Raw genomic sequence first — 14162 nt, 5'->3', positions numbered from 1 at the left:
GAGTAATACACGATGTCTCTCACAGCGATATTCGACACGGATGCCACCGCTTTCCGGGAGGCTCACGCATGACTGACGACGAACCCACGGACGCCCCGGAACAAAGCCCGCTGGAGCATCAAGAAGCGCCGACCGGGCTCGCAAAGCAGTGGTCAAACCGGTCGAACCAGCAGACGACGCTCCCGAACGACGACCTCGACGTGAAATCCGAGTGGGTGGGGATAACCGTCTACCTCCCCGCGGAACTCCGCGAGGAGCTGGAGCTGGTGTTCCGAGAACACAGCCTCGAATCGAAGCGGTCGAGCGGTGCCGAGCTAAAGAAACTCCGGCACTACTACCCGCTCGTCGTCGCACTCGGTCTCGAACTGCTCGAAGACGCCGAACCGCGAGACATCGCGCCGCTTCTCTCCTACGTGATGGACCAGTACGAGACCGAACAGTAAGTTCACTATTGGGCCGGCAGATTCGACCGCGATATCGCCGCGTTCGGCGGGCTCGGCTCACTCATCGGGGTGGACCGGCGCGTCGAGGATGATTAAAGCGCTGTCGCAGGACTACTCGTCGCTCGGTCTGCGCCGGTCGACTGCGGCGCTCGCTCGTTAGGTCGTGGTGTCCTTGGTATCGAGGACCCCCGTGGTAAACACTGATTCGAGACGCGATTACCGCGAACAATCCCCTATATAGTAGTGCAAATACTATTCAATAATATCTAGATAGAATATATTAGAAGCGACGATATAGAATATCTATTCTCAGAGCTATTTTGAAGTTTTTGACTTATATTGGTATAAATGGAGTTATACTATTCAATTATGATGTAGATAAGTATTTATCTGAGATTTTCCCAACTCTAGTTTGATTTCAGCAATAATGCCATTTCTCAAAGATAGCTAATTCTCTCCACAAAAAATATACTAACATGTATATTCATCTGTTAACTCAGATGGCTGTATTGTTCAAATAGAGCACATATGTGGTGAAGATACTGACCGACCGGCCTGCCTCACGGTGAGTCGTTCGCGGCGGACGCCCCCCGCTCACCACTCGGCGAGTCGGCCGTCGTCGTGGTGCCAGACGGGGTTGTACCAGTTGACCTCGTCTTGGGAGCGCTCGCGGACGTACCCCTCGTCCACCTCGATACCCAACCCCGGACCGGTCGGTCGCTTGACGAAGCCGTCGTCGAGAACTAGCGTGTTGAACGTGGACTGTACGTGTGTAAGGAGTGCGATACAGTGGCGAACGCGGACGTGAATGGTGCAGAGAATATTCGACAAAAGGTACTCTCAAGTCTCGCCACGGATGGCGGTGATAGGGATAGCGGCTGGTTGGCACAGCCAGCGGTTCACCTGTTCGACCGTAGTGAGGGCCGTTTCGCCCCACGAGAACAAGTTGCTAACCGCGAACCCTAATATCCCAACTGCGGTCGGGATTCCCGCGTTGACGAGACGCTCTGCGCCTCGTTCGCACACCAGAACGCTCTGCGTTCTGGGGACGTCTTCAGGCGCGGGGAGATGTCAACGGGGTTGGAACCCCATCGCCCTGACTGCGCGCGCCAGCGGCGGCTATCGGGGTCTGCGGGCCGTCGAGTCGACTCACCGGCCGGTATCTCGAAGAGGACATCACCGGGCAGGTCATCAGCACCGCGAAATCTATTCAGGTCGACCTGACGCGGTGAGTCGCGACGCTGTCGAGGGCGGTTTCGAGGCATTCGAGTGCGAGGTCGAGTTCGCGGTCGGTCACGTCGAGCGGCGGCAGGAGGCGAAGCGACCGCTTACCGCAGCCGAGCGTGAGAAGCCCCTCGGACAGCGCGGCCTCGAGGACCTCGTCGCGACGGTCCTTGGTATCGAATTCGACGGCAGTCATCAGCCCGAGGCCACGCACGTCAGTGAGACAGGGGGTCCGCTCGGCGAGCCGAGAGAGGTCCGAGCGGAACCGCGTGCCCTTTTCGGTCGCGTTCGCCATGAGGTCCTGTTCCTGAATGACGTCGAGCGTCAGCGTGCCCTGAATCGACGCGAGGATGTCGCCCGCACCCCACGTCGATGACAGTCGCGCTTCGGTGTCGGGGAACAGCGCTTCGTTCGCCACCGTCGCGCCGACCCGAAGCGCCTTCGCGCTGGTGATGACATCCGGTTCGAGGTCGTAGTGGTCCGAGGCCCACAGTTCGCCGGTCCGACCCACGCCGGACTGAATCTCGTCAGCGATGACGGGGATGTCGTGTTCGTCGCAGATGGCCTGTACCTCGCGCATGAACGCCTCGCTCGGGACGTGGTAGCCGCCTTCGCCCTGAACGGGTTCGAGGATGAGGAACGCCACTTGGTCGGCGGGGAGGTGACCGTGGGTATCGTCGAGTTTGTCGCGCAGCGTTTCGAGGCCCGCCATCGAGTACGGCACGTCGTGGATGCCGCTCACTTCGGGGAACTTGCGGCGGTGGACGGACTTCGAGCGGTTGAGCGAGAGCGCGCCGAGAGTGCGGCCGTGGAACGCCCCGTCGAAGGTGATGCCGTACTTCGGGGTCTCGCAGGCGTCGTAACAGATTTTGATGGCGTTTTCGACCGCTTCGGCCCCGGAGTTCGACAGGAACACCGTGTCGAGGCCGTAGTGGTCGGTGAGGTCGGTCAGGCGGTCCATGAGGTGGGCCGGCCCGGGCAGCGACGCCGTCTCGGGCGACCCGCCGGTGCTCACGTAGAAGTCCTGACCCGCGATTTTCATCGGGTCGACGAGGTCGAGGTCGTCGAGGCGGGACCGCAGTTCGGGGTTGTTGTAGCCGAGCGGCGCGGCCGCGACGTGGCTCGTGAAGTCCAGCAACACGTTGCCGTCGGGGTCGGTACAGAACGGCCCGACGGCGTCTTTGGTGATATCCCACACGAACTCGTAGACGTACGTGCTCGTCGCGGCGGTCGACTGGTGATACTCGACCCACTCTGAGGCCTTCGGTCCCGGGAGCGACGTGACGGTCGGCTCGACTGAGTCTCGATCCATACGAACACCCTGGTGGACAATGTAACATAAAACTACCTAGAAAAATGATCAACGTCTTCAAATATGGGCATCGGTAGCCGAACGTCTGATTATCAGGAGAGGTTGTTTGATAATAACGAACTATATCGGAGCGTGCGAACGCGTCGCAGGTCGCGAATCGGCGGCGGTTCGCGCCGAGGGCGCTCCTCGTGAGGTGACTCGCCACGCGCCGGAGTCGCGCGACGTTTGGAATCGTCAAAGTCCGGCTCACCGGGACGGGTCGAACGTGGTCGTTTCGAGGTTCACCTCGATGATGTTCGCCGCCTGCATCACGAGTTCGGGGATTTCCGAGCGAAAGCGGTCCCCGGAGAGTCGGCTCGTCGGCGCGGTGACGCTGACCGCCCCGCAGACGTCGCCGTCGACGCCGCGAATCGGTGCACCGATAGAGCGCATGCCGCGAAGCTCCTCTTCGTCGTTGACCGCGTAGCCCCGCTCGCGAATCTCCTCGAGTTCGTCGAACAGGCGGTCGGCGTCGGAGATGGTGTTGTCGGTCTGCTCGACGAGCCCCTGGTCGTCGACGATGTCGCGGACGCGGTCGTCGTCGAAGTGGCCGAGCATCGCCTTCCCGGTCGCCGTACAATGGAGGTACTGCGGGGCCTCGCGCATCCGCAGGTGGTAGTCGGTCGCGACCGCGTTGTCGCCGCGGCTCTCGTAGATGGTCACCTCCTTGCCGCGGGAGACGACCGTCAGGTGGACGTACTCGCTGGTCGTCTCTGCGAGTTTGTCCACCTCGACTTGCCCCGCGCGGTACAGCGGCGTCTCGTTGCGCACGGTTTCGCCCATCGTGACCAGTCGGAGGCCGAGGCGGTAGCGGCCGTCGTCCTTCGCCACGAGTCCCTCCGCTTCGAGCGTCGCGAGATAGGTGTGGACGGTCCCCTTCGAGGCGTCGAGTTCGTCGCAGACGTCGCTGAACGTCGGGTCGGACCGCCGCTGTATCGCGGCCAGAATCTCGCTCGCCGTCTGTACGGATTTGATTCGACGCGGGCCGTCCGCGGGGCGACTGTCGTCCATACGACCCCGAACTCGGTGGAGTGCTATTAGTTCTGTTATATCAAACTGCGATTCGACTGACAACCCCGTTTGTCCGCTCTAGTCGCCATCTTGTTTGACTTTATCAAACATTCGCTGGTGAAATCTCCAAATAAAAATTTATATGGGACATTCATGATTGTTCGAGTGGTATGGTCTGTCAACCATCTGGCCGCCGCCGGGATGCGCCCGCGGTGGACCGGGTGCGAGCGCGCACGTATCGGCTTCCAACGACGGTCGGTGAACGCGGACCGACGGCACGCGCCGACCGCGCCGGTCCGGTCTCGGGCGGCCTCGGCCGCGGAACCCCGACGGGGCGGGCGGGCGACGGACGGCGACCGGTGGAGGTGTCACGATGGGGTTAGCGTTCGAGCCCCGCCTGTACGAGGAACTCGACGCCGACGACCGACCCTCGCTGCTCGAAGCGTTGGTCCCCGTCTTCGGGATGCTCGTCTTCCTCGGCGTCGGCATCGTCGTCTACGGCCTCGACCCGCAGTTCCCCCTGTTTTGGGGCATCAGCTTCACCGGTTTGTTCAGTCGGTACTGGCTGGGCATCTCCTGGGCGGAGCTCTACGACGGCATCACCGACAGCCTCCACATGGGGATTCAGGTCATCCTCATCATGTTCGTCGTCTACGCGCTCATCGCGACGTGGGTCGCCGCGGGGACGATTCCGAGCCTGATGTACTACGGCCTCGACCTGCTGACGCCGACGATTTTCCTGCCCATCACGGCGGTGCTCGCGTCGATCGTCACGTTCGCAATCGGGTCGTCGTGGACGGCCGCCGGCACGCTCGGCGTCTCGTTTATCGGCATCGGCGCCGGGTTGGGGATTCCGGCCCCGATGACCGCGGGGGCCATCCTCTCGGGGGCGTACATGGGCGACAAACAGTCGCCGCTGTCGGACACGACGAACCTCGCGGCCGCCGTCACGAACACCGACCTGTTCGACCACGTCAACGCCATGCGCGACAGCTCGCTCGTCGCGTTCGGCATCGCCGTCGTGTTGTACGCGGTCCTCGGCGTCCAAGCCTCCGGGAACATCCCGGTGGGCCGCATCACCGAGATTCAGGGCGCGCTCACCGGGTCGTACGCGATATCGGCGCTCACTTTCGCCCCGCTCGTCGTCACGTTCGGCCTCGCGCTCTACGGCGTGCCCGCGTTGCCGACGCTCGGCGCGGGCGTGTTCGCGGGCGCACTCACGTCGGTCGTGATGCAGGGAACCGCGTTCGGGGCCGTGTGGTCCATCGCGCAGTCGGGAACCTCGCCGTCGACCGGGATGGAACTCGTCGACGGCCTGCTGGCCAGCGGCGGGATGATCGGCGGCGCGTGGGTGGTCACCATCGCCATCGCGGCGCTGTCGCTCGGCGGGATGCTCGAACGCGCCGGCATCCTCGCCGTGCTCGCACACCACCTCGGCCGGCTGAGCCGCGGTGTCGCGAGTCTCACCGGCGTGACCGCCGTCTCCGCGGTGTCGATGAACGTCCTCGCCGCCGAGCAGTACATCAGCATCGTCGTCCCCGGCATCACGCTCCGGAACCTCTACGAGGAACAGGGACTCCAAAGCGAGAACCTCTCGCGGGCTATCGAGTCCGCGGGGACGACGACGAGCGCGCTCATCCCGTGGAACAGCGGGGCGCTGTTCATGGCCGGCACGCTCGGCGTCGGTACCCTCGAGTACGCGCCGTACTACTTCTTCGGCCTGCTGTCGCCGCTCGTCTTGCTCCTCATGGGCGTGACCGGGTGGCAGATTACCTACCAGCCGGGCGAAGCCCCCGGGGACGCCGGCGACCGTCGCGGCTCGCCCTCGTCGACCGACGACTGACGAGGACCCGCACCTACAAACTCCCTCCCGCGACGAGTTCCTCGACCCGCGCGTGGTCGAACAGCTGTTCGTCGGCCCCGAAGTCGGGGTAGTCGTCGCCGTCCTCGTAGGTCGGCCACGCGCCGAACCGCTCGGGATAGAGCTGTTTGGCCGTCATCTCGGTCTGGAACAGGTTCATCAGCGGCCCCTGCCACCGGGTCCCCTGCGGGTAGACGCGGTCGTTCCGGACGGCCGCCAGTTCGCGGCCGACCGGGTCGTCCCGGAGGTTCTGTTTCAGCCCGTCGAAGTCGAACGTCTCCGTGACCGTCCACAGCGCGAGAATCACGTCGGGGTCGGCTTCGAGAAGTGCCTCCACGTCGACCTCTTGGAACGGCCCCGTGAACTCTTCGTCACCGAAGGCGTCGACCGCGCCGAGCGGCCGGGTGTGGGCGTTCCAGTAGCCGGGCGCGTTCAGGCGGAGCAGGTAGATGCTCGACAGGTCCGTCGAGATGGAGAGGTACGCGGCGGTCGGGCGCTCGGACTCCGGCGGCAGGCCGTCTTCGACGGTAGTGAGCTGGTCGTCGCGGACGGACTGGAGCGCTTCGTAGCGCTCGCGTTCGCCGTACAGCGACGCGACGCGCTCGAACAGCTCCCAGAGGTCGTAATACTCGTAGCCGTCGGCCCACTCTTCGGGCGGCGCGGCGTTGAAGTTACTGTAATAGTTCCCGAACCACGGGCCGATGTTGTCCGCGACTTCGTCGGTGTCGGCTCGGTTCCAGTTGTCCTGCGTGGTCACCCACGCGGGGTCGACGAGGTGGAGGTCGCTGTCGAGTTCGTACAGTCGCTCCTTCGTGAAGCCGTACTCGCCCGCCGCGTCCGCCCACTCGATTTCGAAGCCGTCGAAGCCGGCGGTGAAGTATTCGAGCCCCGCGACGGTGCCGTCCCACCAGAGGTTGTTGACGGTGTCGCCCTGCCCGAGCGCGCTCGCCATGTCCGGGAACCACGGGAAGTGGGTGAACACGTTCGTCGGCGGCTCGTCCAACGTGACCGTCCCGACCGGCGACAACTCGGCCGCGTAGCTCGATTCGGTCGTCTCGGTCGCCGTCTCGGTGGCTCCCGCCTCGGCCTCCGTCGCCGTGGCGGTCTCGGTCGCCGTCGTCGTCGCGCCGTCGCCCGACTGCCCGGCACAGCCAGCGAGCGCTCCGCCACCGAAAAGCGCCCCGCCGTACTTCAGGTAATCTCTCCGCGTCGGTTCCGCGTTCTCGTCGGCGTCGTCCAGCATACGAATTAGGCCAGCCTAAAACAATATAGCTGCTTCGAAATTTAGTCCGGCCTAAAACTGAGTGATACGACGGTTCGCGTTCGGGAGTCGACCGGGACTCCGCCGCCGCCCGCGTCGGCGTCGGGTTAGGACTCCGATACGCCGACGACCTGCTTGCCGATGTTGTCGCCGGAGAACAGTCCGAGGAACGCGTCGGGCGCGTTCTCCAGCCCGTCGACGACGGTTTCGCGGTGTTCGAGGTCGCCCGACGCGACCCACGACCCGAGCTGTTCGCTGGCCTGTCCGAAGCGGGTGGCGTAGTCACCGACCAGCAGCCCTTGGACTTTCGCGCGCGGCGCGATGAGCTGCGGGAGCTTTCGCGGGCCGGTCGGTACGCCCTCGTCGTTGTAGTGGGCGATTTGCCCGCAGACGGCGACGCGAGCGTCGAGGTTCAGCTTCGTGAACACCGCGTCGGTGATGGGGCCGCCGACGTTGTCGAAGTAGACGTCGACGCCGTCGGGGGCGGCGTCGTCGAGCGCCGCCCGGTAGTCGTCGACCGCCTTGTAGTTGATTGCGGCGTCGAAGCCGAGGTCGTCGGTGAGCCACGACACCTTTTCGTCGGAGCCAGCGAAGCCGACGACGCGACAGCCGTTGAACTTCGCAATCTGGCCGACGACGGAGCCGACCGCGCCGGCGGCCCCGGAGACGACGACCGTCTCGCCGGGCGAGGGGTCGCCCACGTCGAGCAGGCCGAAGTACGCCGTCCGCCCGGGCATCCCGAGCACGCCGAGATAGGCGGGGAGGTCCGCGACCGATGGGTCGACCGGCGCGACGTTGTCGGCGTCGAGGACGGTGTAGTCGGCCCACGTCCCGTTACCGCTCACGAGGTCGCCCGCGTCGTACGCGTCGCTTTCGCTCTCGACGACTTCACCGACGACGGCCCCCTGCATCGGGTCACCGACCGACCACGGCTCGGCGTACGACTCCGCGTCCCGCATCCGGCCGCGCATGTACGGGTCGACAGAGAGGTACCGCACGCGAACGAGGAGCTCCCCGTGTCGCGGCTCCGGCAGGTCGCCCTCGCGGAGTTCGAAACTGTCCATGTCCGGTTCTTCCTCGGGCCGTTCGGCGAATATCCACTGGCGGTTCGAATCGCGCATACGTGAACACCGACCTGCGGACCAACGACGGTGTTGCTTCCAGCAGCACCCGCCGGTTCGACGAGGGATATCGGGTGTCGGGGTCGGTGCTCCACCGCGACGAGTCGCGCACGTCACCTTCGCTGAACCCAGCCCCTATCTGGCCGGGGCGACTACGGGACAGCGAACGATGCAGGTCGCAGTCATCGGCGCGAACGGCGGTATCGGCCGAGAGCTACTCCCCCGACTCGCGGACGCCGGGCACGACCCCGTCGGCGTCGTCCGCGACGAATCGCAGTTCGAGGCGGTTCGCGACCGCGGCAGTGAGCCGCGACTGGGCGACCTCGAAGGCGACTTCGAATCGGCGCTCGACGGGGCCGACGCGGTCGTGTTCACCGCCGGCTCCGGCGGGTCGACCGGCGCGGACAAGACGCTCATGGTCGACCTCTGGGGCGCTCGGCGGGTGGTTGACGCCTGCGTCGAGGCGGGTATCGACCGCTTCGTGATGATTAGCTCCATCGGCGCGGACGACCCGCTTTCGGGGCCGGAGCCGCTGCGGCCGTATCTGGTCGCCAAGCGGTGCGCCGACGACTACCTCGAACAGTCATCGCTCGACGCCACGGTTCTCCGCCCCACGGCGCTCACCGACGCAGAGGGCACCGGAGCCGTCTCGCTGGCCGTCGACGGACTCGACGGCGACACGCCCGAGATTCCGCGGGCCGACGTCGCACAGGCGGTCGTCGCCAGTCTCGATATCGACCGGACGGTCGGCGAGACGCTGACGCTCACGGGCGGCGACACGACCATCGAGCGGGCGCTCCGCGGGGACGACTGAGTCGGTGAGGCACCCGCGGCCGCGGCGCAATCGGACCGCAATCACGCGGTTTCATATCCTTCCGCCGAGCAGGTAGCGAAACCGTGAGTACGACTGACGACACGACGGGCACGCGACGCGAGACACTGGGCATCGTCGTCGGCTTCTTCCTGCTTTCGACGGCGGCCGCGGCCTACGAAATCGCCCCGGCGAGCGTCTTTCCGGCCATTCAGGACTCCCTCGGACTGAGTTCGAGCGCGGCGGGCTGGCTCGTCAGCATCATGTACGCGACGGCGGTCGTCACGAGCGTCCCCGTCGGCGTCGTCCTCGACCGCTTTTCCGTGCGCCGCGTGGTCGGACTGGCGACCGTCGCGCTCGTCGTCGCCGGCGGCTGGGGCTGGTACGCGGCCACCGCCGGCGCGTTCGGCTGGCTCCTCGCCTCGCGGGTGCTCGGCGGACTCGCCTACGTCACGTTCTGGAACGCGGGCGCGAACGTCGTCGGCAACGCGGTCCCGCCGGCACGGCGCGCGACCGCGGTCGGCGTGTTCACCGCGAGTGCGCCCGTCGGGTTCGCCCTCGGGCAGTTCGGGAGCCCGCTCATCGCAAACGCGGCGGGCTGGCCCGCGATTCTCCCGCTGTACGCCGGGGTCGCCGTCGTCGGCGTCGTGTTCTTCGCGGCCGCGACTCGCCGCCGCGTCCCCGGTGTCGACGCGCCGTCCCCCGACGGGGCGGCACTCCGCGAACTGTTCGGCAGCCGGGCGGTCTGGACCGTCTGCGGGCTCTGTTTTCTCGCCTACTCGCTGTACCTGTTCGTCAACACCTGGCTGCCGAGCTTCCTCGCCAGCGAGTTCGAAATCTCGTTGGCGGCGAGCGGTCTCCTGACCGCGCTGTTCCCCGCCATCGGCGCGGTCGCGCGGTCGACGAGCGGTGTGGTGACCGACCGCATGTTCGGCGGCCGTCGCCGCCGCGTCATCGTCTCGTCGTTCGCCGTCGCCACGCCCGCGGTCGTCGCCTTCGCGTTCGTCTCGGGACTCGGCCCCGTCGTCGGCGCGGTCGTCGTCGTCGGCTTCGCCATCCAACTCGTGACGGGGCTCATCTTCTCGTACATCGCCGAACTCGTCGCCCCGTCGGTGCGAACCACGGCCGTCTCGCTCCTGACGAGCGTCGGCCTCCTCGGCGCGTTCGCCGCGCCCATCGCTGCCGGCGCAATCATCGACTACGCGGGCTACGCGCCCGCGTTCTTCGCCGCGGGCGGCGTCGCCGTCGTCGGCGTGCTTCTGGCGCTCCGCGCGCCGGAACCGTCGCGGGCGTAACCCCGCGCGCCGCTCCGCCGTCTCCCCGCCCGTAACCGCCGCCCTCGTCCGCCGATATTTATATATTAACTATTCAGTCAGCTTATGTATGATGGGAACGGACGACTACGTATGGCCCGCGCAGTCAACCCCGTTCGAACCGACTACTCGAACACCCAGATGGGTCTCATGGGGACGCTCATCGTCGCTGGGATCGCAGTGCTCATGATTCCGTTCGCGCCGTTCATCCTCCTCGGACTGGTGTGGCGGCTGTTCCACTAGGCGCGCCAACCTCCCGACAGGCCGCACTTCGGCACGTGTTTTTTGACCGCCTGACCGTCGGGTGCGCCGCGACGTCCCCGACGGCGAACAGACGACTATGGACACCGACGACGAACCGGTCGGTCGGTTGCTGACGCGGCGGCAGGCGCTCGCGGTCGGCGGAACGGCCGCGGACGACTCGTTTTCGGCCGGTGGCGGCGGCCCGGGCGAGCCACCGAACGAGTCCGAGCCACCGAACGGGTCCGAACCGCCGAGCGACTTCAGCCCGCCGGCCGCGACGAACGACACGACGACCGAGTAGTCGTCGCTCCGACCTTGGCGAGTCCGTCGTGACGCGGCCACCACAGCGTGACGGCGCTCGTTCCTCGGTAGCGACACATACGCATCCCGCGACCCAAGTTCGTCACCAGACCTACTCATTTGTAATACATATCAGAAATTATGCCATTCGATATCGTCGGAGTAGAGAGATATATCTGAAAACCCCGATAAACGCGTTTGAGAGCGACGAGGAACTCAGATAGCTTCGTCGGACTACGACTGCGATTCCTGACTGTCTGAAATCTCAATCTGCGGTTAAATCCACTCTCAGTTTCTCTATGCGAGATATATCGCTTGCTCTCGGACTGTCGGATGAAATCATAAAGTATCTGGATAGTATTGGAAAATATCAAGTATCTATCTAAGACTCGGCTGGGGGAATCGCGACCGATTCCGCGAGGCCGCTCCCCTCCACGGTCGAAGCACCGACGCGGTTGCAGGCGGCTTTGTAGTCACTCGTCGCGCCCATTCCGTCGTCGGGCGTCGGCTCGGCCACGAGTCCGAGCGGTCGTCTACGGATACGCGAGGCGAGTGCCTCGGGGCCTGACTCCGAGGCGGTTCACGTATCGAGGTCGAAGTCGTTCCGGACGAGTTCGACCAGTCGCTCGACGGCCTGTTCGCCGTCGTTACCGTCGGCGGTGATGACGATTTCCTCGTCCGGGCCGACGCCGAGCGAGAGAACGGCGATACTGCTTTTGGCGTCTACTTCCGTCTCCCCGCCGGCTTTCCGCACGGAGATATCCGTCTCGAACTTCGACGCCGTCTGGACGAACATCGACGCGGGGCGTGCGTGGAGACCGGTCTCGTGCTCTACGACTACTGTCGCTGATTTCGCTGCCATCCGTGCGGGCATTTCCCACGCCGGTACTAAGGCTTTTCCGCTAGGCGAGCGCCTTTGCCGGCGGACGCGGACTCGACGCCGGCGCTCGCCGAGGCGACTCTCAGCGACGAGACCCGCGAGGACGTGCGAGCGCTCGTCGACTGAGAACTGGAGGAGAGTGGAATGGAGTGAAGTGGAGTACTGGTCGCTCGCTCGTCGTGAAGCACCACTCCGCGGCGTCGTCTTCTCCCTTTCAGCCGTCGAAATCGACGCAGCGCTCGACGACGAGGTCGAGCAGGCCGTCGGCGTCGCGGCGCTTCGTCAGTTCGGCGAACTCCTCGGCCTGGAAGAGTTTCGCGAGGTTCGAGAGGAACGACGAGTACCCGTCGGTGTCTGTCACGAGGAGTAACACGACGACTTCGGCGTCGACGCGCTCGTCGGGGTTGTCCATGCTCCGGAACGCTATCGACTCGCCCGCGGGCGGCAGTCCGAGGAGCACGGCCTGTTCTGTGACGTGGTCGGGGTCGGCGTGGGGGATGCCGATACCGAACCCCATCGTCGGGATGTCGAGTCCCGTCGGGTAATCGGCTTCGCGTGCCAGAAGGGCGTCCGCGTAGCTCTTGTCGGCCCAGCCTTGGTCGTAGGCGTACGCGCCGAGTTCCGTGAGGACCGCTTCGTCCGTCTCGCCAGTCAGTTCGAGGCTTTCGGTTCGCATCGATGAGTCGTACGCGGGTCTCCGAGAAAAGTGTTGGTACTGGTTCGCCGGCGATGCCGCAAAACGCGGCGACTCGTCGCGGTCGAGTCGCGGACACCGACGGGTAACTGCGCGGTCAGTCGTCGGAGCGACCCTCTGCGCCCGAGGCGTCGACGGTCGAGCCGAGTTTGTTGGGCAGGAGGCCGCCGCCTTTGCCGGTGTGACGACGTTCGACGGTCTCCCGCGCTTTCTCTTCGGACGCGCCGGCGACCATGTACATCCGCTGGGGCCACATCCGAAGCGCGACCCAGATGCCGAGGACGACGACGAGTCCGACCGCGAGGGCGACCGGTGCCGGGATGAGGGCCAGAATGCCCGTCGCGGGCGACCCCGCGTCAGCGACGGGCGACGTGATGAGCCCGCGACCACCGAGGTCGAAGCCCGCGCTCCCAGCCGCCTGCGTCAGGAGCGGAGCCACCGCGGAGGAGATGTAGTGCAGCGGAACCAGCAGGATGGTGCCCGTGACGACCATCTTCACGATGTTGCCGTTCATGATAGGGACCATCAGCGCGAAGAAGAACGGGAACGTCGCCAGGTCGATTCCCCACAGCACGTCGTTGCCGGGGAGGATAATCGACATCACGATGGCGATGGGGACGATGAGCAGGCTGGACGCGATGACCGACTCGTGGCCGATGAGGATAGCCGAGTCGAGGCCAATCGCCATGTCGCGGTCTTCGAACCGCGAGGTCATGTAGTTCCGAATCGACTCCGAAAGCGGCGTCAGCCCCTCCATGAGGATGCCGACCATCATCGGGAGGATGTGCATCACCGCGGCGAACGAGATGCCGGCGGTGAGGATGGCGTACCAGCTCTCGGCGACGAAGAGCGCGTTACTGTAGGCGGCGATACCGATGACGAGTCCGATGGCGAGGCCGACGAAGATTGGTTCGCCGAGGATGCCGAACCGGTCTTGAATCGCGTCGGGGTCGGCTTCGATGTTCCCGAGCGGCGTCTTATCCACCGCCCAGTGAATCGGAATCGCGGTGACGGCGTAGGGTGCCGAGGTCCCGTGCGGAATGGAGATTCCGGGCGTGTCGAACGTCTCCTCGACGGCCGGTTGCGTCCAGTCCGCGGCCACGAGGACGAACAGCCCCAGCGTCAGCCCGACCGCCACCGAGTACAGCCAGTTGTTCGTGCTCATGTAGACCAGTCCGCCGATGAAGGCGAAGTGCCAGTAGTTCCAGATGTCCACGTTGAGCGTGTACGTGAAGCCGATAGCGAAGAGGACGAGGTTCATCACCACGAACAGCGGAATCATCCAGACGCCGAGTTCCGCGATACCGAAGGCGATGGCGGCGGCGGCGGGCCAGCCGACGTCGACCGCCGGAAGCGTGATGCCGGTCACCTCGACCATCTGTTGGGCCAGCGGACTGATGTTCTCGCTGAACAGCCCGATGACGAGATTGATGCCGATGAAGCCGATGCCGATGAGGATGGACGAGCGCGCCGCCTTCAACACGTCCACCCGGAACGCGAGCGCGATGAGGAAGATGATTATCGGCAGGAGGACGCTCACGCCCAACGATTGGATTACGCTGTTGATAGAATTCAACAGGGAACTCACACCACTCTGTAAGAATACGTCTGGTACTGCCATGTTATTAACTCACAACCCTGTCTCAGAA

13 protein-coding genes and 3 pseudogenes are annotated in these 14162 nt (G+C 65.0%); 8 read left to right on the top strand and 8 right to left on the bottom strand.

All coding sequences use genetic code 11. The annotated features are described in order from the left end of the window. Window positions 1-68: 68 nt before the first annotated feature. Window positions 69-443 (top strand): hypothetical protein, encoded by a 375-nt coding sequence (locus DVK03_RS12545; protein WP_004041972.1) that lies wholly within the window; start codon window positions 69-71, stop codon window positions 441-443. 594 nt (window positions 444-1037) lie between these two features. Here DVK03_RS12545 and DVK03_RS20520 read toward each other — a convergent pair. Beyond that, window positions 1038-1181 (bottom strand): annotated as a pseudogene (locus DVK03_RS20520) (galactonate dehydratase); the annotation flags it as partial. Window positions 1182-1190: 9 nt separating this feature from the next. Between DVK03_RS20520 and DVK03_RS12540 the strand changes: the two are divergent. Both DVK03_RS12540 and DVK03_RS20515 read left to right on the top strand, forming a co-directional pair. Continuing rightward, window positions 1191-1409: pseudogene (locus DVK03_RS12540) on the top strand (zinc ribbon domain-containing protein); the annotation flags it as partial. A gap of 149 nt (window positions 1410-1558) precedes the next feature. Beyond that, window positions 1559-1675: pseudogene (locus DVK03_RS20515) on the top strand (IclR family transcriptional regulator); the annotation flags it as partial. Here DVK03_RS20515 and DVK03_RS12530 read toward each other — a convergent pair. Together DVK03_RS12530 and DVK03_RS12525 are read right to left on the bottom strand one after the other, a co-directional pair. Further along, entirely contained in the window at window positions 1654-2979 is a 1326-nt protein-coding gene (locus DVK03_RS12530) for an aspartate aminotransferase family protein (RefSeq protein WP_004041975.1), read from the bottom strand. The pseudogene DVK03_RS20515 and the gene DVK03_RS12530 overlap by 22 nt on opposite strands. Before the next feature lie 246 nt (window positions 2980-3225). Next, a complete protein-coding gene (locus DVK03_RS12525; RefSeq protein ID WP_006601234.1) occupies window positions 3226-4029 on the bottom strand; it encodes an IclR family transcriptional regulator in 804 nt (267 codons plus the stop codon). A 373-nt stretch (window positions 4030-4402) separates the two neighbouring features. On the opposite strand from DVK03_RS12525, the gene DVK03_RS12520 reads away from it, so the two are divergent. After that, window positions 4403-5872: a Na+/H+ antiporter NhaC family protein gene (locus DVK03_RS12520; protein ID WP_115803092.1), complete on the top strand. Its 1470-nt coding sequence runs from the start codon at window positions 4403-4405 to the stop codon at window positions 5870-5872. Window positions 5873-5885: 13 nt separating this feature from the next. On the opposite strand, the gene DVK03_RS12515 is transcribed toward DVK03_RS12520, so the two are convergent. Next, complete coding sequence (locus DVK03_RS12515; protein WP_004062790.1) at window positions 5886-7133, bottom strand: ABC transporter substrate-binding protein; 1248 nt, start codon at window positions 7131-7133, stop codon at window positions 5886-5888. Window positions 7134-7258: 125 nt separating this feature from the next. Then, complete coding sequence (locus DVK03_RS12510; protein WP_115803091.1) at window positions 7259-8272, bottom strand: NADP-dependent oxidoreductase; 1014 nt, start codon at window positions 8270-8272, stop codon at window positions 7259-7261. A 169-nt stretch (window positions 8273-8441) separates the two neighbouring features. On the opposite strand from DVK03_RS12510, the gene DVK03_RS12505 reads away from it, so the two are divergent. The 4 genes from DVK03_RS12505 to DVK03_RS12495 all read left to right on the top strand — a co-directional run bounded on the left by DVK03_RS12505 (window position 8442) and on the right by DVK03_RS12495 (window position 10940). Continuing rightward, entirely contained in the window at window positions 8442-9086 is a 645-nt protein-coding gene (locus DVK03_RS12505; protein ID WP_115803090.1) for an SDR family oxidoreductase, read from the top strand. Window positions 9087-9169: 83 nt separating this feature from the next. Next, on the top strand, window positions 9170-10378 hold the full coding sequence (locus DVK03_RS12500) for a nitrate/nitrite transporter (protein ID WP_115803089.1): 1209 nt from the start codon (window positions 9170-9172) through the stop codon (window positions 10376-10378). Window positions 10379-10489: 111 nt separating this feature from the next. Then, window positions 10490-10639 carry a hypothetical protein gene (locus tag DVK03_RS20080; RefSeq protein WP_004062786.1) on the top strand — a complete coding sequence of 50 codons (150 nt, stop codon included), beginning with the start codon at window positions 10490-10492 and terminating at the stop codon, window positions 10637-10639. Window positions 10640-10736: 97 nt separating this feature from the next. After that, complete coding sequence (locus DVK03_RS12495) at window positions 10737-10940, top strand: hypothetical protein (RefSeq protein WP_144858712.1); 204 nt, start codon at window positions 10737-10739, stop codon at window positions 10938-10940. 579 nt (window positions 10941-11519) lie between these two features. On the opposite strand, the gene DVK03_RS12490 is transcribed toward DVK03_RS12495, so the two are convergent. The 3 genes from DVK03_RS12490 to DVK03_RS12480 form a co-directional block, all read right to left on the bottom strand. Further along, a complete protein-coding gene (locus tag DVK03_RS12490) occupies window positions 11520-11801 on the bottom strand; it encodes an HPr family phosphocarrier protein (RefSeq protein WP_013035533.1) in 282 nt (93 codons plus the stop codon). A gap of 232 nt (window positions 11802-12033) precedes the next feature. Continuing rightward, window positions 12034-12495, bottom strand: a complete 462-nt coding sequence (locus DVK03_RS12485; RefSeq protein WP_115803087.1) for a PTS sugar transporter subunit IIA — start codon at window positions 12493-12495, stop codon at window positions 12034-12036. Between the two features lie 115 nt (window positions 12496-12610). Beyond that, entirely contained in the window at window positions 12611-14053 is a 1443-nt protein-coding gene (locus DVK03_RS12480) for a PTS galactitol transporter subunit IIC (protein ID WP_115803086.1), read from the bottom strand. Window positions 14054-14162: the final 109 nt, after the last annotated feature.

The organism is Haloferax sp. Atlit-109R (assembly GCF_003665865.1).
GTDB lineage: Archaea > Halobacteriota > Halobacteria > Halobacteriales > Haloferacaceae > Haloferax > Haloferax volcanii.
The sequence above is the reverse complement of the archived record's forward strand: the minus strand, read 5'-3'. Positions and strand labels throughout refer to the sequence as shown.